We start from the raw sequence: 20,215 nt of genomic DNA, 5'->3' as shown, positions 1-20,215 counted from the left end.
CCGTGAGCCAGTTACCGGTGCCCGGTCGGGACACCGTGTACGTGTGGGTCGGCGGGGACGCCGGCGGTCGGCCGGCCCCCGCCGGGCGGCTGCTGCGCCGGGCCGCCGCCGCGCTGCTCGGCCGCCCCGAGGCGGAGTTCGTGGTGGGTCGCCGGCCGGACGGAGGGCCGTCGGTCCGCTCGTCGTCCGCCGGGGACGGCGGTTCCGGGCCGGTCGAGGTGCCGGCCAGCGTGAGCCGCACCGACGGGGTCGTGGTGGTCGCCGTGCGGGCGGGCGGGCCGGTCGGCGTGGACGCCGAGTGGTGCCGGCCGCTGCCCGCGCTGGGCCTCGCCGGCCGCTGGTACGACCCCGCCGAGGCGGCCTGGCTCGCCGGCCGGCTCCCGTGCGGACGGGAGCGGGACTTCCTGCGGTTGTGGACCGCGAAGGAGGCCGTCGGGAAGGCGCTCGGCACCGGGCTGCGCGGCGGTGGCCTGCGCCGGCGCATGCCCGCCCCCGACGGTGCCGGGCCGCTGCTGCGGCCGGTGCCGGGAATCCCCACCGTCCGGGTCGGTCATCCGTGCGCCGGCACCGGCCTCGTGCTGGCGGTCGCGGCCGCCGGCGTGCAGGGTCCGGTGGAGGTCGTCGTCGAGGAGACGGTCGGGCGGGACGGGCAGGTCGTCGGGGCGGTGCAGCGGGCCGGTCACGGCGTCGCCGCCGTCCGCAGCGCGTCCGTCGACCGGACCAGCTTGCCGGTGGTGGTGCGCGGCAGCTGATCGAGCAGGCGCAGGGTACGCGGGCGCTTGTAGCCGGCCAGCCGCTCGGCGAGCAGCTTGTCCAGCACCTCTTCCGACAGCGGCCCGTCCGGTTGCACGTACGCGGTGATGCCGTCGTCCCAGACCACCACGGCGGCGGCGACACCGGGCAGGTCGGCGACGGCTGCCTCCACCTCGGTCAGGTCGACCTTCATGCCGCCGACGGAGACCTGCGAGTCGAGCCGGCCCCGCACGGTGACCAGGCCGGTGTCGGCGTCGACGGTGCCGGCGTCCCGGGTGTGCAGCCACCCGTCGGACCAGCGGGTGGGGTCGGTGAGCCCGACGTACGGGGAGGCGGGGCAGCTCACCCACAGCTCGCCGGCCACCTCGCGCACCTCGATGCCGGGGGCCGGCGCGATCGACGGCCGGTGCCGCCCGTACAGGTCGGTGCCGATGACGCCGACCTCGGTCATCCCGTACATGTTGCCCAGCGGCACGCCGAACCGGTCGGTGAAGGCGCGGGCCACGGCCGCCGGCACCAGTTCCCCGCCGGTGGTCATCCGCTTGAACTGCGGCAGTGGGCGGTCCGGCCGGGTGGAGGCGACCAGTCCGATGTGGAACGGCACGCCGAGCACGGTGGCCGGGGTGTCGCCGGCGGCGATCGCGGCGAGCACGGCGTCGCCGCTGAGCCGCTCCGGCGGGACCAGTTCGACGCCCGCGTGCAGCCCGTAGAGCAGGCCGCCGACGAGTCCGAGCACGTGGACCATCGACGGGAGCAGGATGATCCGCTCGCCGGGCAGCGCCACCCCGTCGATGCGGGTGTACCGGTGCACCTCGGCGACCAGGTCGGCGGCGGTGCGGCCGATCACCTTGGACGGGCCGGTGGAGCCGGAGCTGAGCTGGATCACCGCGTGGCCGCTGACCGCCGGGCGGTCGGCGTACGGGGTGACGCCCTCGGTGACGTCGACGAAGACCCGCAGCGCGCCCCCGCCGGTGCGGACCGGCGCCACGACCACCTGCGGGGTGAGCCGCTCCAGCGCGCGGCCCACTTCGTGGTCGGTGAGCCGGTGGTCGAGCAGGATCGCCTGTGCCCCGCTGCGCCACGCGGCGAGCAGGTTCACCACGTACGCCAGCGACGGCGGCATCCGCAGCGCGGCGGCGCCACCGGGACGCAGCCCGGCAGCGGCGAGGCGGCCCTGCGCCTCGGTGACGAGCCGACGCAGCGTGCCCCGGTCGACGGGGTCGGGCAGACGTAGACAAACGTCGGTCGGCCGACCGGTGAACAGAATGTCATCGACCCATCCAGGGTCTGTCGCCTTAGGATCGTCGGTCGAGGGGTCCACGCTCACTGCCGTTCACCGCCCAGCACAAAATTGGGCATCTCTGCCCAAAAGAAGCAATCGTCGGGGTGCTGCGGCAGACCCTACGGCAGGCCTCAGATCCATTGCTAGATGCAAATGGCTAGATCAGAAAGGGCGGGCGGCCGGATTGCCGACAGCCACTTCGCGGGGCAGGATCGGGCGCGTACGCCCGCACAGCGTAACCAACGGATGACACCTCGTGCGTACGGCGTGCCCGGCCAACCGGATGGCCGATGGCGCCGGGCGGTTGCCGAGCACCCGGCCGGCGCCGCGGGACGGGACGTGGCCGCAGGGTCAGGCGGAGGCCAGGGTGGGAGTCTGGGCGTGGATGTGGAAGCGCAGCGAACGGGCGTCGGTGAAGCACTCCCGCATCGGGCGCACCAGGTCCCGGTGCTCGGGGCTGCGTTCCCACGCCTCGAAGTCCGCGAGGCTCACCCACTCGCTGGTGATCAGCCACTGCTCCGGGTCGGTCGCCGACCGGCAGACCTGGTCGACCAGGTGCCCCGGCACCCCGCCCGCGACCAGGTGCCGCACCGCCTCGTACGCGGCCAGGAACGCCGCCGTCCGCTCCTGCGGCACCCGCACCAGGAAGACCACCCGCGCCCGACGCTCGCCGTGCTCGCTCATGCGTCCCCCTCCGTCGGCGCGGCCCCGCGCAGGACCAGCGCGCTGTTGAATCCGTCGAAGCCGCGCGCGCAGACCAGCGCGACCCGGCTGCGGGGCCGCCGGCACGCCCGCAGGAAGTCCAGCTCGCAGCCCGGCGCCACCTGGTCCGGCCCGGCGGACGCCGGCAGCGTGTCGTGGGCGAAGGCGAGCAGCGCGGTCGCCACGTCCAGCGCCGCCCCGCCCTGGTGGGCCCGCCCGGTCAGCGGCTTGGCCGTCGTGACCGGGGGCGGCCGGTCGGCGAAGACCGCGCGCAGGGCGGCCGCCTCGCTGCGGTCGTACCGGGCGACGCCGAGCGCGTCGGGCAGCACCACGTCCACCGCGTCGGCGCCGACACCCGCCCGGTCCAGGGCCAGTCGCATCGCCCGGGCGTACTGCACCGGGTCGCCGGCGCTGTCCGGTCCGGTGTGCACGGCGTCGTGGGTGGCGCCCCACCCGGTCACCTCGCCGTAGACCCGGGCGCCGCGCGCCAGCGCGTGCCCCAGCTCCTCCACCACGAAGACCGCGCCGCCCTCGGCCGGCAGGTAGCCGCTCGCCGCGGCGTCGAACGGCCGGTAGGCCCGCTCCGGGTCCGCTACGTCGCTCAGCATCCCGGACGCCAGCTGGCAGGCGAGGGCGTACGGGCTCAGCGGACACTCGGTCGCGCCGGCGATCACCACCGGGGTGCCCCGGCGGACCGCCCGGGCGGCGTGCGCCAGGCTGTCCAGCCCGCCCGCGGTCTCGGCGACCAGCACCCCGCACGGTCCCTTGAACTGGTGGTGGATGGAGAGCTGGCCGACGCTCGCCGCGTAGAACCAGGCGATCGACTGGTACGCCCCGACCGTGCGGGTGGGCCCGCCCCACAGCCGTTGCAGCTCCCGCTGCCCGAACAGGTTCCCGCCCGACGAGCTGGCCAGGGTGACCGCGTAGCCGTACGGGTCGGGGGCCCGGTCGGGCAGCCCGGCGTCGGCCAGGGCGAGCCGGGTCGCCGCGAAGCCCAGGTGGGTCCACCGGTCGGTCTGGACGAGCCGGCGGTTGTCGGCGTACGCGGCGGCGTCGAACCCGGGCACCTCTCCGCCGTACCGGGTCGGGTAGCCGGTCGGGTCGAACAGCGTGATCGGGCCGGTGCGGCGGGCGCCGGCGAGCACCGTCCGCCAGTGCGCGTCGGCGCCGATCCCGCTGGGCGCGACCACGCCGATCCCGGTCACCACCGCCCGCGCGGTCACCGTGGCACCCGGCGGAACACCATGGCCGACTGGAAGCCGCCGAACCCGCTGCCCACCGACAGCGCCACGTCGACCGGTAGCTCGCGGGCCTCGTTGGGGACGTAGTCCAGGTCGCACTCGGGGTCGCGGGTGGCCCAGTTCGCCGTCGGCGGCACCACGCCGAACTCGATCGCGAGGGCGCACGCGGCCATCTCGATCGAGCCGATCGCCCCGAGCGAGTGCCCGACCATCGACTTGATCGAGCTGACCGGCACCCGGTACGCGTCCTCGCCGAGCGCCCGCTTGAACGCGGCGGTCTCGTGCCGGTCGTTCTGCCGGGTGCCGGAGCCGTGCGCGCTGATGTAGGACACCTGGTCGGGGCGGACTCGGCCCTGCTTGAGGGCGGCGGTGATGGCCAGCCCCATCTCCAGCCCGTCGGGGCGCAGGCCGGTCATGTGGTAGCCGTTGCTGCGGCTGGCGTACCCGGCCACCTCGCAGTAGACGTGCGCGCCGCGCCGCCGGGCGTGCTCCGCCTCCTCGACGACCAGCACCGCGGCGCCCTCGGCGAGGACGAAGCCGTGCCGGTCGGCGTCGAACGGGCGGGAGGCGTGGGCCGGGTCGTCGTTGTCCGGGCTGGTCGCCTGGATCGCGTCGAAGGAGGCGACGGTGACCGGGGAGATGGGTGAGTCGGCGGCGCCCGCGAGCACCAGGTCGGCCTCACCGTCGGCGATGAGCTGGTGGGCGTACCCGATGGCGTCGATGCCGGACGTGCAGCCGGTGGAGACCACCTGGGCCGGGCCGTGCAGGCCGTACCGGCACGCCACGTCGGCGGCGAGGCTGCTCGGCACCAGCGCCTGGTAGAGGTACGGGCCGCCGCGGGCCGCGTCGACCAGCCAGCGCCGTCCGCCGTCGCTGACCGTGACGTACTCCTGTTCCAGCGCCATCGTGCCGCCCACCGCCGTGCCGAGCACCACGCCGGTGCGGTCGCGCTGCGCGTCGGTCAGGTCGAGGCCCGCGTCGGCGACGGCTTCGGCGGCGCAGGCGAGCGCGAACTGCACGTACCGGTCGGCGCGGCGGCGCTCGGCCTCGGTGAGGCCGGCGGCCTGCGGGTCGAAGTCGCACTCGGCGGCGATCTGGGAGCGGAACGGCGACGGGTCGAAGAACGTGATCCGCCGGGTCGCGGTACGCCCCTCGGTGATCGCCTTCCAGAACCGGTCCCGGCTGGCGCCGCCGGGGGCGACCACCCCGACACCGGTCACCACCGAGCGGCGCCCGGTCACGACCCGCCCCGCTGCGCGACCAGCTCGGTGTCGACGTGACCGAGTTCCGGGCGGGGGGCGAGGGGACCCAGGTGGAAGACGACCTCGGCGTCCTCGGTGCCGGTGTTGCGCAGCCGGTGCCGGACGTTGACCGGGACGAACAGGGCCTCGCCGGCGGCCAGCGGCACCGCCTCGTCGTCGAGGTCGACGGTGATGGCGCCGCGCGCCACGTACAGGAACTCCTCGCTGTAGGGGTGGTAGTGCTCGGCGATGCGCTCACCGGGGCGCAGCGTGGCGACGCCCATGAAGCCGGAGGTGCTGCCGACGGTACGGGGGCCGAGCAGCACCCGCAGCTCCCCACCGCGGCGGGTGTCGGCGGGCACGTCGGCGGCGGCGACCAGTCCCTGGACCTGCTCACTCATCGTGGCCCCCCGCGATCCGCTCGATCTTCTCCTTGATGACCGCGAGCTGCACCGCGCTGTTGGCGTTGATCCGGTCGGTCATCTCGGCGTTGCCGACCGGCGCGGTGGGCCGCATCGCGAAGTCCTGCACCCATGTCATCCGGGTGCCGCCCGGCTCCTCGGTGTAGCGCCAGTGGATCCGCATGTACTCGAACGGGCCCGGCTCGACCCGGTGCGCCCGCACCTCGCGGGTGACCGGGTCGGCGGTGCGTTCGCTGACCCAGCTCCACGCGATGCCGTTCTCGTCCGGGTGCATCGTGAGCCGGAACCGCACGGTGTCCCCGTCGCGGTGCAGGATGTCGGCCACCGCGTACTCGGTGAACAGCCGCGGCCAGCCGGCCACGTCGTTGGTGACGTCCCAGACCAGCGGTAGCGGCGCGGCGATGACGATGCTGTTCTCGGTGTGGCCGGGTGGCTCGGCGCGCCGCGCGACCAGTTCCGCCACGGCGGCGATGCTGAGCTGGCCGGTCTGCTCGGGGATCCGCACCTGCCAGCGGTCGGCCACCACGGCGGACAGTTCGAGCAGGGCGAGCGAGTCCATGCCCAGCTCCTCCAGGGAGGCGGCCGGGGCGCGGGCGGCGGCCTCGGCGTCGAGCCCGCAGTGCGTCACCAGGATGTGGGTGATGTCGTCGGTGAGCGGACGGCCGTGGGTGACGGTCATGGGTTCCTCCTCGGTGCGACGGGCGGGACGGCGAGCAGCTGGTCGACCAGGCCGGTGCAGTAGCGCCCCTTGCGGAAGCCGGCGTGGTCGAGCACGCGGCGGACGAACGGGATGGTGGTGCGGACTCCGGGGCCGGCGACGTCGAACTCGTCGAGCGCGCGTTCCAGCCGGTTCAGCGCCAGTTCCCGGTCCGGCGCCCAGACGGCCACCTTCGCCAGCAGCGAGTCGTAGTGGGGGCCGACGAGGTAGCCGGGGCGTCCGTGGGTGTCGACCCGGGTGAACGGCCCGCCCGGTGGTACGAATCGCTCCAGCCGGCCCGGGGTCGGCGCGAAGTCCCGGTCCGGGTCCTCGACGTTGACCCGGCACTCGATCGCGACGCCGTTCGGGCGGATGTCCTCCTGCCGCCAGCGCAGCGGGACGCCGGCGGCCACGTGCAACTGCTCGTGCACCAGGTCGATGCCGGTGATCATCTCGGTGACCGGGTGTTCGACCTGGATCCGGCAGTTGATCTCCAGGAAGTGGAAGCGTTCCTCCGCGTCGACGAGGAACTCCACGGTGCCGGCGCCGGTGAAGCCGACGTCCAGCGCGCCGCGCAGGGCGCAGTCGGCGATCGCGTCCAGGGTGCCGGCCGACAGCGACGGGGCCGGCGCCTCCTCGACGAGCTTCTGGTGGCGACGCTGCACCGAGCAGTCCCGGGTGCCCAGGTGCACCCCGTTGCCGTGGGCGTCGCAGAGCACCTGCACCTCCACGTGCCGGGCGCCGGTGAGGTAACGCTCGACGTACACCCGGTCGTCGCCGAAGGCGACCTGGGCGGCGGCGCGGGTCCGCGCGTACGCCCGGGGCAGGTCGGCGGGGGTGTGCACGACGGTCATCCCGCGCCCGCCCCCACCGGCGGCCGCCTTGACGATCACCGGGTAGCCGACCTCGGCGGCCACCCGTGCGGCGTCGGCGGCGGTCGGCGCCGGCGCCACGCTGCCCGGCGGCAGGGGCAGCCCGGCCCGCCGCATCAGCGCCCGGGCCGACGACTTGTCGGCCAGCGCGGACATCACGTGCGGGGGCGGGCCGACGAACGTCAGCCCGTTGTCGGCGCATATCTCGGCGAAGTCGGCGTCCTCGGAGAGGAACCCGTACCCGGGGTGCACGGCCTGCGCGCCGACCAGGCGGGCGGCCTCGACGATCGCGGCGGCGTTGAGGTAGCTGCGCCGGCTCGCCGCCGGTCCGATCCGGACGGCCTCGTCGGCGAGGCGCACCGCGGCCGAGTCGGCGTCTGCCGTGGAGTAGACGACCGCGGTCCGGATGCCCAGCTCGCGGCAGGCGCGCAGGACCCGCAGGGCGATCTCGCCCCGGTTGGCGATGAGCACCTTCCCGAACATCGCCACCACCTCAGGCCGGGTCCAGCGCGAGCAGCGGCTGGTCGTACTCGACCGGTTGACCGTCGGCGGCGATGATCTCGGCCACCCGCCCGGCCCGGTCCGCAGTCACCTCGTTCATGAGCTTCATCGCCTCGACGATCCCGACGACCTGGCCCGGGTGGACCCGGTCGCCGACGGCGACGAACGGCGCCGCGCCCGGCTCCGGCGCACGGTAGAAGGTGCCGACGATGGGCGAGCGCACCGCGTGCCGGGCCGGCCCGGCAGCCGGGGGCTGGGACGCCGGCGGGACGGTCGCCGACACCTCGACCGTGGACGGCAGCGACGCCGGGGGCGGCCGGACGCTCTCCGCCGGCGGGTGCCACTCCACCTCCAGCACCGTGTCGCCGCTGCGCAGCATGACCCGCCGCACCGACCCGTCCAGGTCGGCCACGAGCTCCCGGACGTGCCGGCGCAGCGCGGCCACCGCGCCGGCCGGGGCCGTGTCGACTGCGGCCGTGGTGCCCGTCGGGGCCGCGGCGGCGGTGCCGGCGGCGACCGGGCCGGCCGAGGGTCCGCCGGCGGAGGGGGCGCCGGTGCCGGCCGAGACCCTGGTGCCAGAGGGCCGGCCGGCACCGGCGGGTCCGTCGCCCGCACCGCCGTTCGTCGCGGGCACGCCGACCGGCGCCGTCCCGGCGGTCACCGGGCACCCACCCGGGTGCCGAGGCGCGCGGCACCGAAGCGGCGGAACCGCTGCCGGCGCCGGCGGACCAGGGTGGCGGTGGGCACGTCCAGCAGCGGCAGCAGGTGCGCCAGCACCGCCTCCCGCACCGCCCGCACGGCCGCCGACGGATCCTGGTGCGCGGCCGGCGCCGGCTCGGCCACCAGGGCGTCGACCACGCCGAGGCGGTGCAGGTCCGCACTGGTCAGCCGCAACGCCCGGGCGGCCTGCGGCGCCGCGGACCGGTCCGGCCAGAGGATCGCGGCGCAGCCCTCGGGGCTGATCACCGAGTAGACGGCGTGTTCCAGCATCAGCACCCGGTCGGCGACCGCCAGGGCCAGGGCGCCGCCGCTGCCGCCCTCGCCGGTGACGACGGCGACGACGGGCGTGGGGAGCGTGGTGAGGGTGAGGATGTTCTCCGCGATCGCGGCCGCCTGGCCCTGCTCCTCGGCGCCCACCCCCGGGTCGGCGCCCGGGGTGTCGACAAGGGTGACCACGGGCAGGCCCCACCGGGCGGCGAGGCGCATCAGCCGCAGCGCCTTCCGGTGCCCGGCCGGGCTGGCCATCCCGAAGTTGCGGGCCATCAGCTCGGCCGTGGTGTGTCCCTTCTGGTGGCCGATCACCATGACCGGCCGGCCGCCGAGGTGGGCGGGGCCGCCGACGACCGCCGGGCAGTCCGCGCCCAACCGGTCGCCGTGCAGCTCGACGAAGCCGTCGAACGCCGACTCCAGGTAGTCCAGGGTGGTCGGCCGGCCCGGATGCCGCGCCAGCCGGACCGTCTCCCAGGCGTCCCGTTCGCCGCCGTGGGGCACGCCGGCCGGTGTCGCGTCGACCGGTGGGCGTTCCGGCCGGGGTACGCGGCGACGTGCCCCGCGCTGCTCGCCCCCACCGGTGGTGGCGAGCAGCGCCGCGAGCCGGCCGCGCAGGGCGTGCCGGGGCACCACCATGTCCACCTGGCCGTGCCGCAGCAGGAACTCGGCGGTCTGGAAACCCTCGGGCAGGTCCCGGCCGGTGACCTGGCGGATCACCCGGGGGCCGGCGAAGCCCATCCGGGCGCCGCTCTCGGCGATGACCACGTCGGTGTTGGTGGCGAAGGAGGCGGCGACCCCGCCGTACGTCGGGTCGGTGAGGACGCTGACGCTGGGCACACCGGCCTCCCGCAGCGCCGCGATGGCCTGGCTGACGGTGGCCATCTGCATCAGCGACAGGACGCCCTCCTGCATCCGGGCGCCACCGGAGGCGGTGACGAGGACCAGGGGGACCCGCTCGGCGAGGGCCCGTTCGGCGGTCCGGGTGATCAGCTCCCCGACCGCGCAACCCAGGCTGCCGCCGAGGAACCGGAAGTCCATCACCGCCAGCGCGCACGGGTGGCCACCGACGGCGCCGGTGCCGCAGACGACCGCCTCGGCCAGCCCGGTGCCGGCCCGCGCCGCGGCGAGGCGGCGCGGGTACGGCAGGACGTCGACGAAGCCGATCGGGTCCACCGCGGCGGCGCGGTCCGGCAGGGCGGCGAACGACCCCGGATCGACCAGCTGCGCCAGCCGTACGGGCGCATCGAGCCGGGCGTGCGTGCCGCACTCGGGGCAGACGTCCAGGTTGCGCCGCAGCCGCTTGCGGTAGAGCAGGCTGGCGCAGCCGGCGCAGCGCGACCAGAGCTGCTCGTCGCCGGGCGCCGTGGCGGTCACGATCCCGCCCCGGGGGCGTCGAACCGGTAGAAGCAGCGGGCCATCGCGTCGCGCGGTTCCCGCCACGTCGGCAGGTACGGCGAGACGTACGGGCGCAGCCGGTCGCTGACCCGGGCGAACTCGGGGTGGCCCCGGGCCGCCGCCACCGCGCCCTCCCCCGGCAGCTCGGTCTCGAGCAGGTGCACGTACAGGTCGTGCAGCCGGTACAGCGACCGGTGCCGGACCCCGGCCAGGCGGGGCAGCTCGGTCGCGTCGGACTCGGCGAAGATCTCCGCGACGCGCGCCTCGGCGGTCGGGTCGACCTTCGCGACGATCAACGAACGGTCCATGGATGGGCCTCCCCCCACGGCGTCGGGCGCCATTCGCGCCGGGCGCCGACCGAGCCGGACGACTGGCGTCACCCTGTCCCCATCGGCGTCACCGCCGCGTCACCGTCCGGCGCCAAAGCTCGCGCTTCGGTGACGGTGCGTTGACGCTAGCTGTGCATCTGCTGTGGAGTGATCGCGACCGGAGGCGACTATGCGCAGTTCAGAACGGGTTTCGCAGCTGTCGACACCACGACCAGTCCATTGACTCAGAGTGACCGTGATTGATAATCTTCGTCACGGTCAGCCCGGCGGCCGTGACGCGCGACGCCGTGCCGCGGCACAGGGCCCCGACACCGGGGTATGGGCAGCCGCGCCGGGAACACCAGTCGAGGACTCTCCGACGAGCGTTCCGCAGGGGGTACGCCGTGGCCGTCGATCCGTCCATGCCGACCGCCGGGCACCGCGCGGCGGCGCCCATCCGGCTGCACCTGCTGGGCGGGTTCCGGCTGCTGCACGGCGACACCCCGGTGGTGGTGCCGCGCGGCCTGCAACGCGTCCTCGCGCTGGTCGGCCTGCGCCCCGGCGCCACCCGCAGCCATCTGGCCGGGTTGCTGTGGCCGGACGCCCCCGAGGAACGCGCCCTGTCGTCCCTGCGCACCGCCCTGTGGCGGCTGCGGCAGGACCCCTGCTGCCCGCTGATCACCAGCGGCGACACGGTACGGCTCGACCCGGTGGTCCGGGTCGACGTCGACGCGCTCGTCGGCACCGCCGCCCGGGTCCGCGACGGCGACGACCCGTGCACCGCCGCCGCGCTCGCCGCCGGCCGCCACGACCTGCTCCCCGGCTGGTACGACGACTGGGTGCTGGCCGAACGCGAGCGGCTGCGGCAGCTACGGCTGCACATGCTGGAGGGGCTGGCCGACCACTACCTCGCCGCGGGCCGGCACGGCGAGGCCCTCGAAGCGGCGCTGGAGGCGATGGCCGCCGAGCCGCTGCGGGAGACACCGCACCGCCTGGTGGTGCGCATCCACCTCGCCGAGGGCAACGCGTTCGAAGCCGTGCACGCGTTCTACGTCTACCGGGACCTGCTGCGGCGGGAACTGCGGCTGGAGCCGTCCGCCACGATGACCGCCCTGCTCGACGAGACACTCGGGCCGATCCGGCAGGCCAGCCGGGACACCCCGGTACGCCGGCCGGCGGCCGAGCGGGCGGCGCCCCGCGCCCGCTGACCCGCGTCACCGGGCCGGAAGCCGATGTGACGGGCAGGTGACAGCCGTCCGGGCAGCGTGGACCGCACCACCCGGCCCACCGGACCGGGCACCACCGGCGGAAGGAAGACCATGAGCCGTCTCGTCATCGTCAGCAGGATCATCCCGGGCGCGGAGGGCCGCGTGGCGCAGATCTTCGCCGAGTCCGACGCGACCGAACTGCCGAGCCTGACCGGGGTGACGCACCGGTCCCTGTACTGCCTGCACGACCTGTGCGTCCACCTGATGGAGACCGCGGACGTCGACCCGGACGCCCTCGCCGGCGCCCGCAACCACCCGCTCTACCGGCAGGTCAACGAGCGGCTCTCCGCGCACACCACCCCGTACCTGCCGACCTGGCGCTCGCCCCGCGACGCGATCGCGGGCTGCTTCTACCGTTGGGACGCCGCGGACGCCGCCGCGCCCCGCGTGGCCGGCTGACCCGGGACGCGCGTCGTGTCCACCAGCGGACCGCACGTCCTGGTCGTCGGCGCCGGCACCGGCGGGTTGTGCCTGGCGCAGGGGTTGCGCCGCGCGGGGATCAGCGTGTCCGTCCACGAGCGGTACCGCACCCGCGGCGAGGGACTGCTCGGCTACCGGGTCGGCATCGGGCCGACCGGCAGCCGGGCGCTACGGGAGTGCCTCCCGCCGGAGCTGTTCCGCACCTACCTCGCGACGTGCGCCCGCTCCCCCCGCTACTTCAACGTCATCACCCAGCGGATGCGGCAGACCGCGTCGTTCCCGCTGCGGCCGGACACCGACCCGGTGAACACCGAACGGTCCGTCGCCCGGATGACGCTGCGCCAGGTCCTGCTCACCGGCCTGGAGGACGTCGTGCACTTCGACAAGGCCCTCACCCGGTACGAGCAGCGCGACGACGGCACCGTCACCGCGTACTTCGCCGACGGCAGCAGCGCCGACGGCGACCTGCTGGTGGCCGCGGACGGCACCCACTCGGCGGTCCGCCGCCAGTACCTGCCGCACGCCGTCACCAGGGACGCCGGCACGATCAACATCGCCACCCGGATCCCGCTGACCGACGAGGTGCGGGCGCTGCTGCCCGAACGCGTCGAGAAGGGCATCTCCCTCATCTTCGGCACCGGCGGCATGATGGGCGTCCTGCACGTCATGGAGTTCCCGTGGGACCGCGACGGCAGGCTCAAGGCGGGGCTCGACCCGGCCGACGCGGCGCTGCTCGACGGGTGGCCGGGGCGGGCCCACGACAGTACCCGGGACAACGTCAACCTGGTCATCTGGAGCACCGCCCGGCGGTTCCCGCCCGACGTCATGCAGCGCCGCGGCGAGGAACTGACCGGGCTCGCCCTGGACCTCACCCGCAACTGGCACCCGCACCTGCGGCGCCTGCTGGCCAGCGCCGACCCCGACAGCGCCCTGCCGATCAAGGTGGCCACCAGCGAGCCGGTTCCACCGTGGAAGAGCAGCACCGTCACCCTGCTCGGCGACGCCATCCACACCATGACACCCGGCCGCGGGGTCGGCGCGAACACCGCCCTGCGGGACGCCGCGCTGCTCCGCCGGCAGCTACGCCTCGCCGCCGCCGGGGAGAAGACGCTGGTGCAGGCGGTCGCCGACTACGAGGCGGTGATGGTGCCGTACGGGTTCGCGCGGGTGGCCGACTCCCTGAACCGCAGCGGCACCAGCGGCGACGACCGCATGTACAAGCCGGTCGTCGGGCGGCTGGCTCTGCTCGGGGCGCGGGGCTACTTCGGCGTCACCAGCCGCGTGCCCCGGCTGGCCCGCCGGTTCGTCGACGACTTCTACACCTACCGGGGCGAGGAGGACTAACACCCCGCGTCGCGTGCGGACCCCGGTCCGGTACCGGGGTCCGCACCTGTGCGCCCGGCGGCGTCCGCCGCCCCCCCCCGGTCCGGCGACGGTGCGTCGCGCCACCGGCACCCCGCGTACAACCCGTCCCACCAGCAGGGCCAGCCGTCGAGCCGTGCTGTCGTACCGACCCACGCATGTGGCAAGCTGCGGCGAGTTTTTGTCGACTGACTCGCGAATCGATAGGGAGGGTCCGCCGTGGCGTGGTCGGACTGGCTGATACTTGTCGTGGCTCTGGCGGTGGGCGTCGCCGCCGGGTGGGCCGTCTTCAGGCGGCGGGGGGCCGCGCCGGCCCCGTCCACGGTGGACGGTGAGCCGACCACCGCCACGACCGCCGTCGTGCACGAGCCCACGCCCGCCGCCACCGCCGACACCGCACGTCCGGACGCGACCGTCGACCCGGCGCCCACGGCGGTCGCCGATCCCACCGTCGACGTGGCGCCCGACGGACGCGCCGACGACGAGCCCGCGCCGGCCCCGGCGTCCACCGCGGTCGCGGACCCGGTCGGCCACGCCGACATGGCGCTGACCGGTGACCCGGTGCCGGCGCCCGAGCACGCCGCGCCGGCCGCCGACGACACCGCGTCGACCGCGCCCGCCGCCGACGGGGCGGAGGTGGCGGTGGTCGCCCCGCGCCCGGTCCCCGAGGCCGAGGACGACACCCGCGACGACGCCGCGCCGGCCCGCCCGGAGGCGACGGTCGCCGCGGCGGCCGCCGAGGCCACGCCCCGGGAGCCGGTCGCGGAGAAGCCCGCCGAGGTCACGCCCGAACCGGCGGTCGCGACGCCGGAGCCGGCGGCCGTGCCGGCGGCTCGCGGCCCGGTGGCCACCCCGCCGGTCCGGCCGAGGGCCGACGCGGAGGCCGACGCGGAGGCCGCCGACGACTTCCGGCGCATCCAGGGCATCGGGCCGAAGATGGCCGCCGCGCTGCACGCGGCCGGCATTCGGACGTACGAGCAGCTCGCCGCCCTGGACGAGGCGGCGCTGCGGGAGACCATCCGCGCCGCGGGCCTGCGGGCCGCGCCGGGCCTCGCGACGTGGCCGCAGCAGGCGCGGGTCCTGGCGGGCGCGCCCGACGCGGCGAGCGTCCTGCCCGCCGGCGACGGCGAGGACGCCTGACCGACGGCGATGCCCGGCGGTCCCGAACGGGACCGCCGGGCATTTCGCCCATATATCACTTAACGCGGCACAGCTCTCGATACCGTCGGACGAAAGCGGCCGGCCGGCCGCCGATCCCGGTACACAGGAGCAGCCGTGCAGTCCGCCTCGCCGGGGCCGGCCCCGCGCCGGGGCGGCCCGCCGCTACGGCACGACGAGTCGCCGCGCCGCGTGACGCTGCTGGAGCTGTTCTTCGACCTCGTCTACGTGGTCGCGCTCGCCCTCATCTCGCGCGGCCTCGTCGAGGAACTCGACTGGCACCGGGCCGGCCAGGCGCTGGTCATCCTGGCCGCCGTCTGGTGGACCTGGGCCATCACCACGCTGGTCACCGACATGTACGACCCCGAACGCCCCGAGATCAAACTGCTGATCGCGGCGGTCATGTTCGGCGCGCTGCTGATGACCACCGCCATCCCGGAGGCGTTCGGCGCCCGCGGCCTCGTCTTCGCGGGGACGTACGTCGCCATCCACCTCGGCCGGGGTCTGTTCCTCATGCCGGCCGTCCGCCACGACCGGAAGACCCAGAAGCGGGCCGCCCGCATCTTCATCTGGTTCGCCGTCTCGGCGGTGCCGTGGATCGGGGGCGCCTTCGTCTCCGGCGACGGCCGTCTGTTCCTGTGGGCCGGCGCGCTCGCCATCGACTACCTGGGCTTCCGGCTCGCCTACCCGGTGCCCGGGCTCGGCGCGGTCCCCAGCACCCAGCGCAACGTGACCGCCGAACATCTCGCCGAGCGCTACCAGCAGTTCTTCATCATCGCGCTCGGCGACGCCATCCTGACCATCGGCACGATGTTCAGCCTGGAGCACCACGAGGTCGACAACATCGCCGCGTTCGGGGTGTCGTTCGCCACCACGCTGCTGTTCTGGCGGATCTACGTGCACAAGTCCGGTGAACTCCTCCCGCTCGCGATCGCCACCTCGCGAGAACCGAACAAGTTCCTCCACACCGCCCCGTACACGCACCTGCTGATGGTCGCCGGGGTGGTGACCACCGCCGCCGGCTTCGACCTGATCCTGCACGAGCCGGAGGGCCGCACGCCGCCGGCCTGGGCGGCCGTCATCCTGGGCGGTCCGGCGCTCTTCCTGGTCGGCCGCTCGATCTTCGAGTACGAGGTGTTCAGCCGGGTGTCGCTGTCCCGTCCGGCCGGGCTGCTGGCCCTGCTCACCGTCGCGCCGGCGGTGCTGTTCCTGCCGACGTTGTCCGCGGCGGCGGCCGCCATGCTGGTCCTCGCGGGCGTGGCGATCGCCGACCTCCGGCGCAGTTACGGGCGCCCGCCCGAGGCTCCCGCACCGCCGCACTGACGTCACACCAGCACCGCGGCGTACCCCCGTACCCCCAGCCGGCGGCCCGCCGTGGCGCCCAGCCGCACCTGGAGCCCGAGCGGCGCGGCGGCCCTTCGCACATCGTCGACGTGCAGCGAGCCGTGCCGTTCGACGATGAGCACCGGCGGTTCCTCCGGGTCGCCCTCGGGCGCGTGGAACGACAGCACGGTCACCGACGTCGGCAGGTGCCGGGGGTACGCGGCCCGCGCCGCCGCCTCGTCCGGGTGGGCGAGCACCACCAGGTCGGCCGCGTGCGCGAAGTCGGCGGCGATGCCCGCCGCCTTCCAGTGGGCCGGCTCGTCGCCCGCCCCCGGGCGGTGCCGGGAGCGGTTGGCCGAGGTGACGTGCAGGTGATCGGTGCCGGCCTCGGCTACCGCCCGGCGCAGGAACGCGTTCGACGGGCACCGGGCACCCGGCGCGATCACCTGCACGGTGCGCAGTCCGCGGTCGTGACACGTCAGGTGGGCCGGCAGGCGGTCGGCGGCCGGGCCTCGGAAACCGAACGGTCCCGCGTCCCAGAGCGCGTCCATCAACTGCCGGACTCGGCCCACCGGCAGGCGGTACGGCAACCGTGACCAGTCGAACAGGGCCGCGACGCCGTCGGCGGGGGCGGTGATGCTGCCGATCTGCTCCGACGGGCGTCCCTTGACGACGTTGGCTCGGCGGACCGTGGCCGCGTCGGGGCGCGTGACCAGGGCGTAGAAGTTCCCGAAGGCGGCCGCGACGAGGGCACCGCCGGCCACCGCCCGGGCCGCGGCGGCGACGTCCCCCGAGCGGTCGAGGTGCAGGTGCGGTGTCCACACGTCCATCAGTCCTCCAGCGCCGTGCGTTCGGCGGCGGTCGACGCCCCGGCCGGGCTGGGCGTCGAGGCACCGCGTAGGGCCTGTCTCGGTGGCTCACCCGAGTGAGCCGAGGCCCAGCCGGGCATGGTCTCGTGGAACAGGCCCTAGCACGTTCTACGCCGGCCGGTGTGCCGGATGGCCCGCTCGGTCGTCGATCCGATAGCAACCGGTGCCGGGCGGCACCCGCGGGGTGCTGTCGCGCACCCACCCGCGGCTGGTCGCCGGCACCGTTAGCCGGGTAACCCGATTGGGTACAAGGGCTCCACCTCGAAACCACCACATCCCTTCGGAGGCACGCGATGCGTGGAACGTCGATATTCGGAGTCCTGGTCGTCATCTGGCTGCTCATCGGCGCGATCGCCGCCGGTCAGCGCGGCTACTACGCGGGTGACGACACCAACTGCGCCGAGGCCGGCACCATCCTGGTGACCATCGTTGCGGGGCCGCTGAACTACATCGGCGCCAACCCGAAGGTCGACTGCGAGCTGCCCGAGCCGTCCGAGTAGGACACCGAGCCTCCGGGCCCGCGCCGATCCGGCGCGGGCCCGTTCCATGTCCGGCACGGACGGCACCACGTGGACCGGGCGCGATCGGCGTCGGCGGACCGGTTCGTGCTCGCTGTCGATCCGGGACAGCGACGACCTGTGGCGCCCAGGTCACATCGCATAGTGCTTCCTAGGAGGCTGGGTCATGCGGGTTCGCGCCGGGAGACGTCGTCTCCCGGCGCGGATCCCTGATCGTGCCTACCGGAAGCAGTGGGCGACCGGCACCTTGCTCCCCACGCAGTTGGTGGGATTGTTGCCCGAGATCACGGTCTCCCCGTCGACCTTGGCCTGGGTCTTGTCGGCGTGGATGCCGCCGGCCGGCACCCGCGACCGGTTGTCCACGACGGTGCTGCGGTAGATGGCGAGCCGGCCCATGCTGACCGAGACGCCGCCACCCGTCGATTTCGCCTCGACGGCGTGGTTCCGCGTCACGGCGCTCTCCCGCACCAGCAGGTTCGACTTCACGGCGTGGATGCCGCCGCCGTGGCCGTGGGCGGTGTTGCCCGCCACCACGCTGTCGTCGAGCGGCACCAACCCCTGGAAGGTGGAGATGCCGCCGCCGTTTCCGGTGGCGGTGTTGTCCCGGACCTCCAGGCCGCGCAGGTAGATCAGCGCGTCCGAGTTCGCGATCCCCCCGCCGGTCTGCGCGCTGTTCCCGACGACCTTCGAGTCGGCGACCCGGGTACGGGCCGAGAAGCTCGCCAGCCCGCCGCCCTGCCCCGCCGTGTTGTGGGCGAACGTGCTCGTGCGCACCTCCGCCGCCCCGCGGTAGTTGCCCAGCCCACCGCCGTACGCCACGGCGCTGTTGTCCTTGAACGTCGACGAGTGGACGGCCAGCACGCCGCCGTTGAGCAGGCCCCCGCCCTTGCCCACGGCACCGGCCGCGTGGTTGTCGATGAACGTGCTGTCCCGCACGACCATGTTGCCGTCGTTGAACAGGGCGCCACCGCCCCCCTCCTTCGAGAAGGACCTGCTGCGCACGACGGTGACCCGCTCGATGACCGCCGACGCCCCGTGCACGACGTGCACCGCGCCGCCCTCGGCGGCGGACCGCCCGTTGACCAGCTCGACGTCGCGCAGCGTCAGCTCCCCGCCGTCGCGCACGGTGAAGAACCGGAACACCTCGGCGTGCGTGGCGCGCTCGATCGTCGCGCCCGCCCCCTCGATGGTCACCGGGTGGTAGATCACCGGCAGCCCCGCCTTGTCGTCGGCCGGGTTGCGCGGCGGCGCCTCGGCGTCGCCCGGGTTCTCCGCCGAGTCCGCCGCCTCCCGCGCGTCGCGGATGCCGCCGTCGTAGTCGTCGGGCTGCTGGAACGCCCCGGTGAGCGTGTACGTGCACTTCGGGGCGAGCCGCAGGGCGCCACCGCCCTCGGCGTTGACCCGCACCAGCGCACCGATCAGCTTCTTGGTGTCGCATGGAACGGAGACAGCGTCGCGACCGCGGCCGGGGCCGTCCCCCTCCCTCGCGCCCTGCTCGTCCCGGCCGTCCCCGTGGCGGCCGGTCCCGTCCCGGCCCGTCGCCTCCCCGCCGACCGGCTCGCGGCCCGCCCCGTCGCGGCCGCCCTCCTCGTGGGCCCGCTCGTTCCGGACGGTCGACGCGTTCCCGCCGGAGTGCGGCAGGTCCTCGGCCCCGACCGGACCGGCCATGCCGACGAGGCCCGCAGCGCCGGCGACGAGGCTGCCGGCCACCAGCCCACCGGCGAGGAGCCTCCGGGACCGCCGCCGGGACCGCGATGGTCGGCGGCTGACGTGATACGTGGACATCGAGCTTTCCTGCCTCTCCCTCGTGCCTGACACGGCCGTCCCGATTCGGGCGGCGGGGTGTCGACCACGCGGTCGGCACCGAACCTCACGGTACGGGCAGGAAGCGGGCAGAGTGGCGTGGAAGTGAATGAATCACCTATTCGCCTTCATGTTGCGCTCCCGGGTGGATACCGGGCAGAAGCACCGTCCGGCGGGGGCGGAGAAGGCCGTCAGGCGCCGGCGAGCAGCCGGACCAGCGCATCCGGATCGGTGACCGTCACCGTCAACCCCGGATGCCGCGGCCAGCCGCCCGGCAACAGGGCGGGCACCGGCTCGGCGAAGCGGACGCAGACACCGGCGACCGTGCTGCTGCCGAAGGTGACACCGGCATCGGCGAACGACAGGTGGGGCCCGATCGCCCGCCACCAGCGGTACGGCCCGGCCCGTTCGGCGCCGGTCACGTTCCGCCGTGGGGTCCGCAGCCGCCACGGGCCGAACCGCACGGCCAGTTCGTCGTCGTCCACCCGCAGCCAGGCAGTCGCCGGCCGGACGCCGAGCAGCGCCAGCGCCGGGCGGAACCGCCGGTCGAAGCGGAACGGAAAGCGGTGGACCGGGCCCGTCACGTGCGGCCGTCCCGGCCGGTGCGGCGGCTGTCCCCGGGCCGGGCGGGACGCGGTCGGACGGCGGGTCGGGGTCGAGGTCGGGCGGCGGGCCGCCGGTCCGGGCAGGTCATGGCGCGCACGTACCCGGTGCGGGCCGGCCGACACCCCCCGGGCCGGCCGGCCCACCGCGCCGCTCCCCCACGAGCGGCCGCACCGGGCCCCGTCACCACCGGCCGTTCCCCCGTTGAACGGCCGGGCCCCGTCGTGACCGGGCCTGTCCCACCGGGACGGCTCGGTCCCCCGCGCTCGCGGCCACCGCCCCGCGTCCCGCCGGGCCGGACCGACCGCAAGCCGGACCGCACACCGGCCGCTCCCCTCGGGCGGCCGGATCGCGTCGCCCCCGCCGTGCCGGCGGGCGGGACGCGTGGCCCCCGGCCGGGCCCCCCCCGGGGCGGGGGCCCCCCGCCCCCCCCACGCCGCTGACCCGGACCACCCCGGAGGACTCGTCCGTCTCCACCAGGCAGCGC

20 protein-coding genes are annotated in these 20,215 nt (G+C 75.2%); 7 read left to right on the top strand and 13 right to left on the bottom strand.

Going from position 1 to position 20,215, the window contains the following annotated elements:
* Positions 1-2 precede the first annotated feature (2 nt).
* Positions 3-752 carry a 4'-phosphopantetheinyl transferase superfamily protein gene (locus tag AB0873_RS25835; RefSeq protein WP_366602789.1) on the top strand — a complete coding sequence of 250 codons (750 nt, stop codon included), beginning with the start codon at positions 3-5 and terminating at the stop codon, positions 750-752.
* On the opposite strand, the gene AB0873_RS25830 is transcribed toward AB0873_RS25835, so the two are convergent.
* From AB0873_RS25830 to AB0873_RS25785, 10 genes are all read right to left on the bottom strand, one after another.
* Positions 680-2,080 carry a class I adenylate-forming enzyme family protein gene (locus tag AB0873_RS25830; RefSeq protein WP_366602787.1) on the bottom strand — a complete coding sequence of 467 codons (1,401 nt, stop codon included), beginning with the start codon at positions 2,078-2,080 and terminating at the stop codon, positions 680-682. The genes AB0873_RS25835 and AB0873_RS25830 overlap by 73 nt on opposite strands.
* Before the next feature lie 306 nt (positions 2,081-2,386).
* Entirely contained in the window at positions 2,387-2,719 is a 333-nt protein-coding gene (locus AB0873_RS25825; RefSeq protein WP_155331896.1) for an antibiotic biosynthesis monooxygenase family protein, read from the bottom strand.
* Positions 2,716-3,960, bottom strand: coding sequence for a beta-ketoacyl synthase N-terminal-like domain-containing protein (locus AB0873_RS25820; RefSeq protein ID WP_366602785.1), 1,245 nt, complete (start codon positions 3,958-3,960; stop codon positions 2,716-2,718). Before AB0873_RS25820 ends, AB0873_RS25825 begins: the two co-directional genes overlap by 4 nt.
* On the bottom strand, positions 3,957-5,219 hold the full coding sequence (locus tag AB0873_RS25815) for a beta-ketoacyl-[acyl-carrier-protein] synthase family protein (protein WP_366602783.1): 1,263 nt from the start codon (positions 5,217-5,219) through the stop codon (positions 3,957-3,959). Before AB0873_RS25815 ends, AB0873_RS25820 begins: the two co-directional genes overlap by 4 nt.
* Positions 5,216-5,620: a cupin domain-containing protein gene (locus AB0873_RS25810; RefSeq protein WP_366602781.1), complete on the bottom strand. Its 405-nt coding sequence runs from the start codon at positions 5,618-5,620 to the stop codon at positions 5,216-5,218. Before AB0873_RS25810 ends, AB0873_RS25815 begins: the two co-directional genes overlap by 4 nt.
* Positions 5,613-6,320, bottom strand: a complete 708-nt coding sequence (locus AB0873_RS25805) for an SRPBCC family protein (protein WP_366602780.1) — start codon at positions 6,318-6,320, stop codon at positions 5,613-5,615. The genes AB0873_RS25810 and AB0873_RS25805 overlap by 8 nt, the downstream gene beginning before the upstream one ends.
* Positions 6,317-7,693 carry an acetyl-CoA carboxylase biotin carboxylase subunit gene (locus tag AB0873_RS25800; protein WP_155331891.1) on the bottom strand — a complete coding sequence of 459 codons (1,377 nt, stop codon included), beginning with the start codon at positions 7,691-7,693 and terminating at the stop codon, positions 6,317-6,319. The genes AB0873_RS25805 and AB0873_RS25800 overlap by 4 nt, the downstream gene beginning before the upstream one ends.
* A gap of 10 nt (positions 7,694-7,703) precedes the next feature.
* Entirely contained in the window at positions 7,704-8,372 is a 669-nt protein-coding gene (gene accB / locus AB0873_RS25795) for an acetyl-CoA carboxylase biotin carboxyl carrier protein (RefSeq protein WP_366602778.1), read from the bottom strand.
* Positions 8,369-10,075: an acetyl-CoA carboxylase carboxyltransferase subunit alpha gene (locus tag AB0873_RS25790; RefSeq protein ID WP_366602776.1), complete on the bottom strand. Its 1,707-nt coding sequence runs from the start codon at positions 10,073-10,075 to the stop codon at positions 8,369-8,371. Before AB0873_RS25790 ends, accB begins: the two co-directional genes overlap by 4 nt.
* A complete protein-coding gene (locus AB0873_RS25785; protein WP_155331889.1) occupies positions 10,072-10,404 on the bottom strand; it encodes a TcmI family type II polyketide cyclase in 333 nt (110 codons plus the stop codon). The genes AB0873_RS25790 and AB0873_RS25785 overlap by 4 nt, the downstream gene beginning before the upstream one ends.
* A gap of 404 nt (positions 10,405-10,808) precedes the next feature.
* Here AB0873_RS25785 and AB0873_RS25780 point away from each other — a divergent pair, with 404 nt between their 5' ends.
* The 5 genes from AB0873_RS25780 to AB0873_RS25760 all read left to right on the top strand — a co-directional run bounded on the left by AB0873_RS25780 (position 10,809) and on the right by AB0873_RS25760 (position 15,935).
* Positions 10,809-11,612 (top strand): BTAD domain-containing putative transcriptional regulator, encoded by an 804-nt coding sequence (locus tag AB0873_RS25780; protein ID WP_366602774.1) that lies wholly within the window; start codon positions 10,809-10,811, stop codon positions 11,610-11,612.
* Positions 11,613-11,723: 111 nt separating this feature from the next.
* A complete protein-coding gene (locus AB0873_RS25775) occupies positions 11,724-12,071 on the top strand; it encodes a TcmI family type II polyketide cyclase (protein WP_155331887.1) in 348 nt (115 codons plus the stop codon).
* A gap of 15 nt (positions 12,072-12,086) precedes the next feature.
* Entirely contained in the window at positions 12,087-13,436 is a 1,350-nt protein-coding gene (locus tag AB0873_RS25770; protein ID WP_366602772.1) for an NAD(P)/FAD-dependent oxidoreductase, read from the top strand.
* A gap of 237 nt (positions 13,437-13,673) precedes the next feature.
* The gene (locus AB0873_RS25765; protein ID WP_366602770.1) at positions 13,674-14,594 is read left to right on the top strand and encodes a helix-hairpin-helix domain-containing protein; all 921 of its coding nucleotides are present in this window, start codon (positions 13,674-13,676) and stop codon (positions 14,592-14,594) included.
* A 135-nt stretch (positions 14,595-14,729) separates the two neighbouring features.
* Positions 14,730-15,935, top strand: coding sequence for a low temperature requirement protein A (locus AB0873_RS25760; RefSeq protein ID WP_366602768.1), 1,206 nt, complete (start codon positions 14,730-14,732; stop codon positions 15,933-15,935).
* A gap of 2 nt (positions 15,936-15,937) precedes the next feature.
* Here the strand turns inward: AB0873_RS25760 and AB0873_RS25755 are convergent, their stop codons facing one another.
* Positions 15,938-16,765 (bottom strand): hypothetical protein, encoded by an 828-nt coding sequence (locus AB0873_RS25755; RefSeq protein WP_366602766.1) that lies wholly within the window; start codon positions 16,763-16,765, stop codon positions 15,938-15,940.
* A 332-nt stretch (positions 16,766-17,097) separates the two neighbouring features.
* Between AB0873_RS25755 and AB0873_RS25750 the strand changes: the two genes are divergently transcribed.
* Positions 17,098-17,304, top strand: a complete 207-nt coding sequence (locus AB0873_RS25750) for a hypothetical protein (protein WP_366602764.1) — start codon at positions 17,098-17,100, stop codon at positions 17,302-17,304.
* Positions 17,305-17,541: 237 nt separating this feature from the next.
* On the opposite strand, the gene AB0873_RS25745 is transcribed toward AB0873_RS25750, so the two are convergent.
* The gene (locus AB0873_RS25745) at positions 17,542-19,107 is read right to left on the bottom strand and encodes a hypothetical protein (RefSeq protein WP_366602762.1); all 1,566 of its coding nucleotides are present in this window, start codon (positions 19,105-19,107) and stop codon (positions 17,542-17,544) included.
* 209 nt (positions 19,108-19,316) lie between these two features.
* Entirely contained in the window at positions 19,317-19,709 is a 393-nt protein-coding gene (locus tag AB0873_RS25740; RefSeq protein ID WP_366602760.1) for a hypothetical protein, read from the bottom strand.
* Positions 19,710-20,215 lie beyond the last annotated feature (506 nt).

The sequence above is a fragment of the Micromonospora sp. NPDC047707 genome, from assembly GCF_040704235.1.
Classification (GTDB): domain Bacteria; phylum Actinomycetota; class Actinomycetes; order Mycobacteriales; family Micromonosporaceae; genus Micromonospora.
The sequence above is the reverse complement of the archived record's forward strand: the minus strand, read 5'-3'. Positions and strand labels throughout refer to the sequence as shown.

Coding starts and splice junctions, on each gene's coding strand:
- AB0873_RS25825 (WP_155331896.1), bottom strand. CDS start 2,719: ATGAGCGAGCACGGCGAGCGTCGGGCGCGGGTGGTCTTCCTGGTGCGG.
- AB0873_RS25810 (WP_366602781.1), bottom strand. CDS start 5,620: ATGAGTGAGCAGGTCCAGGGACTGGTCGCCGCCGCCGACGTGCCCGCC.
- AB0873_RS25805 (WP_366602780.1), bottom strand. CDS start 6,320: ATGACCGTCACCCACGGCCGTCCGCTCACCGACGACATCACCCACATC.
- AB0873_RS25800 (WP_155331891.1), bottom strand. CDS start 7,693: ATGTTCGGGAAGGTGCTCATCGCCAACCGGGGCGAGATCGCCCTGCGG.
- AB0873_RS25785 (WP_155331889.1), bottom strand. CDS start 10,404: ATGGACCGTTCGTTGATCGTCGCGAAGGTCGACCCGACCGCCGAGGCG.
- AB0873_RS25775 (WP_155331887.1), top strand. CDS start 11,724: ATGAGCCGTCTCGTCATCGTCAGCAGGATCATCCCGGGCGCGGAGGGC.
- AB0873_RS25755 (WP_366602766.1), bottom strand. CDS start 16,765: ATGGACGTGTGGACACCGCACCTGCACCTCGACCGCTCGGGGGACGTC.
- AB0873_RS25750 (WP_366602764.1), top strand. CDS start 17,098: ATGCGTGGAACGTCGATATTCGGAGTCCTGGTCGTCATCTGGCTGCTC.
- AB0873_RS25745 (WP_366602762.1), bottom strand. CDS start 19,107: ATGTCCACGTATCACGTCAGCCGCCGACCATCGCGGTCCCGGCGGCGG.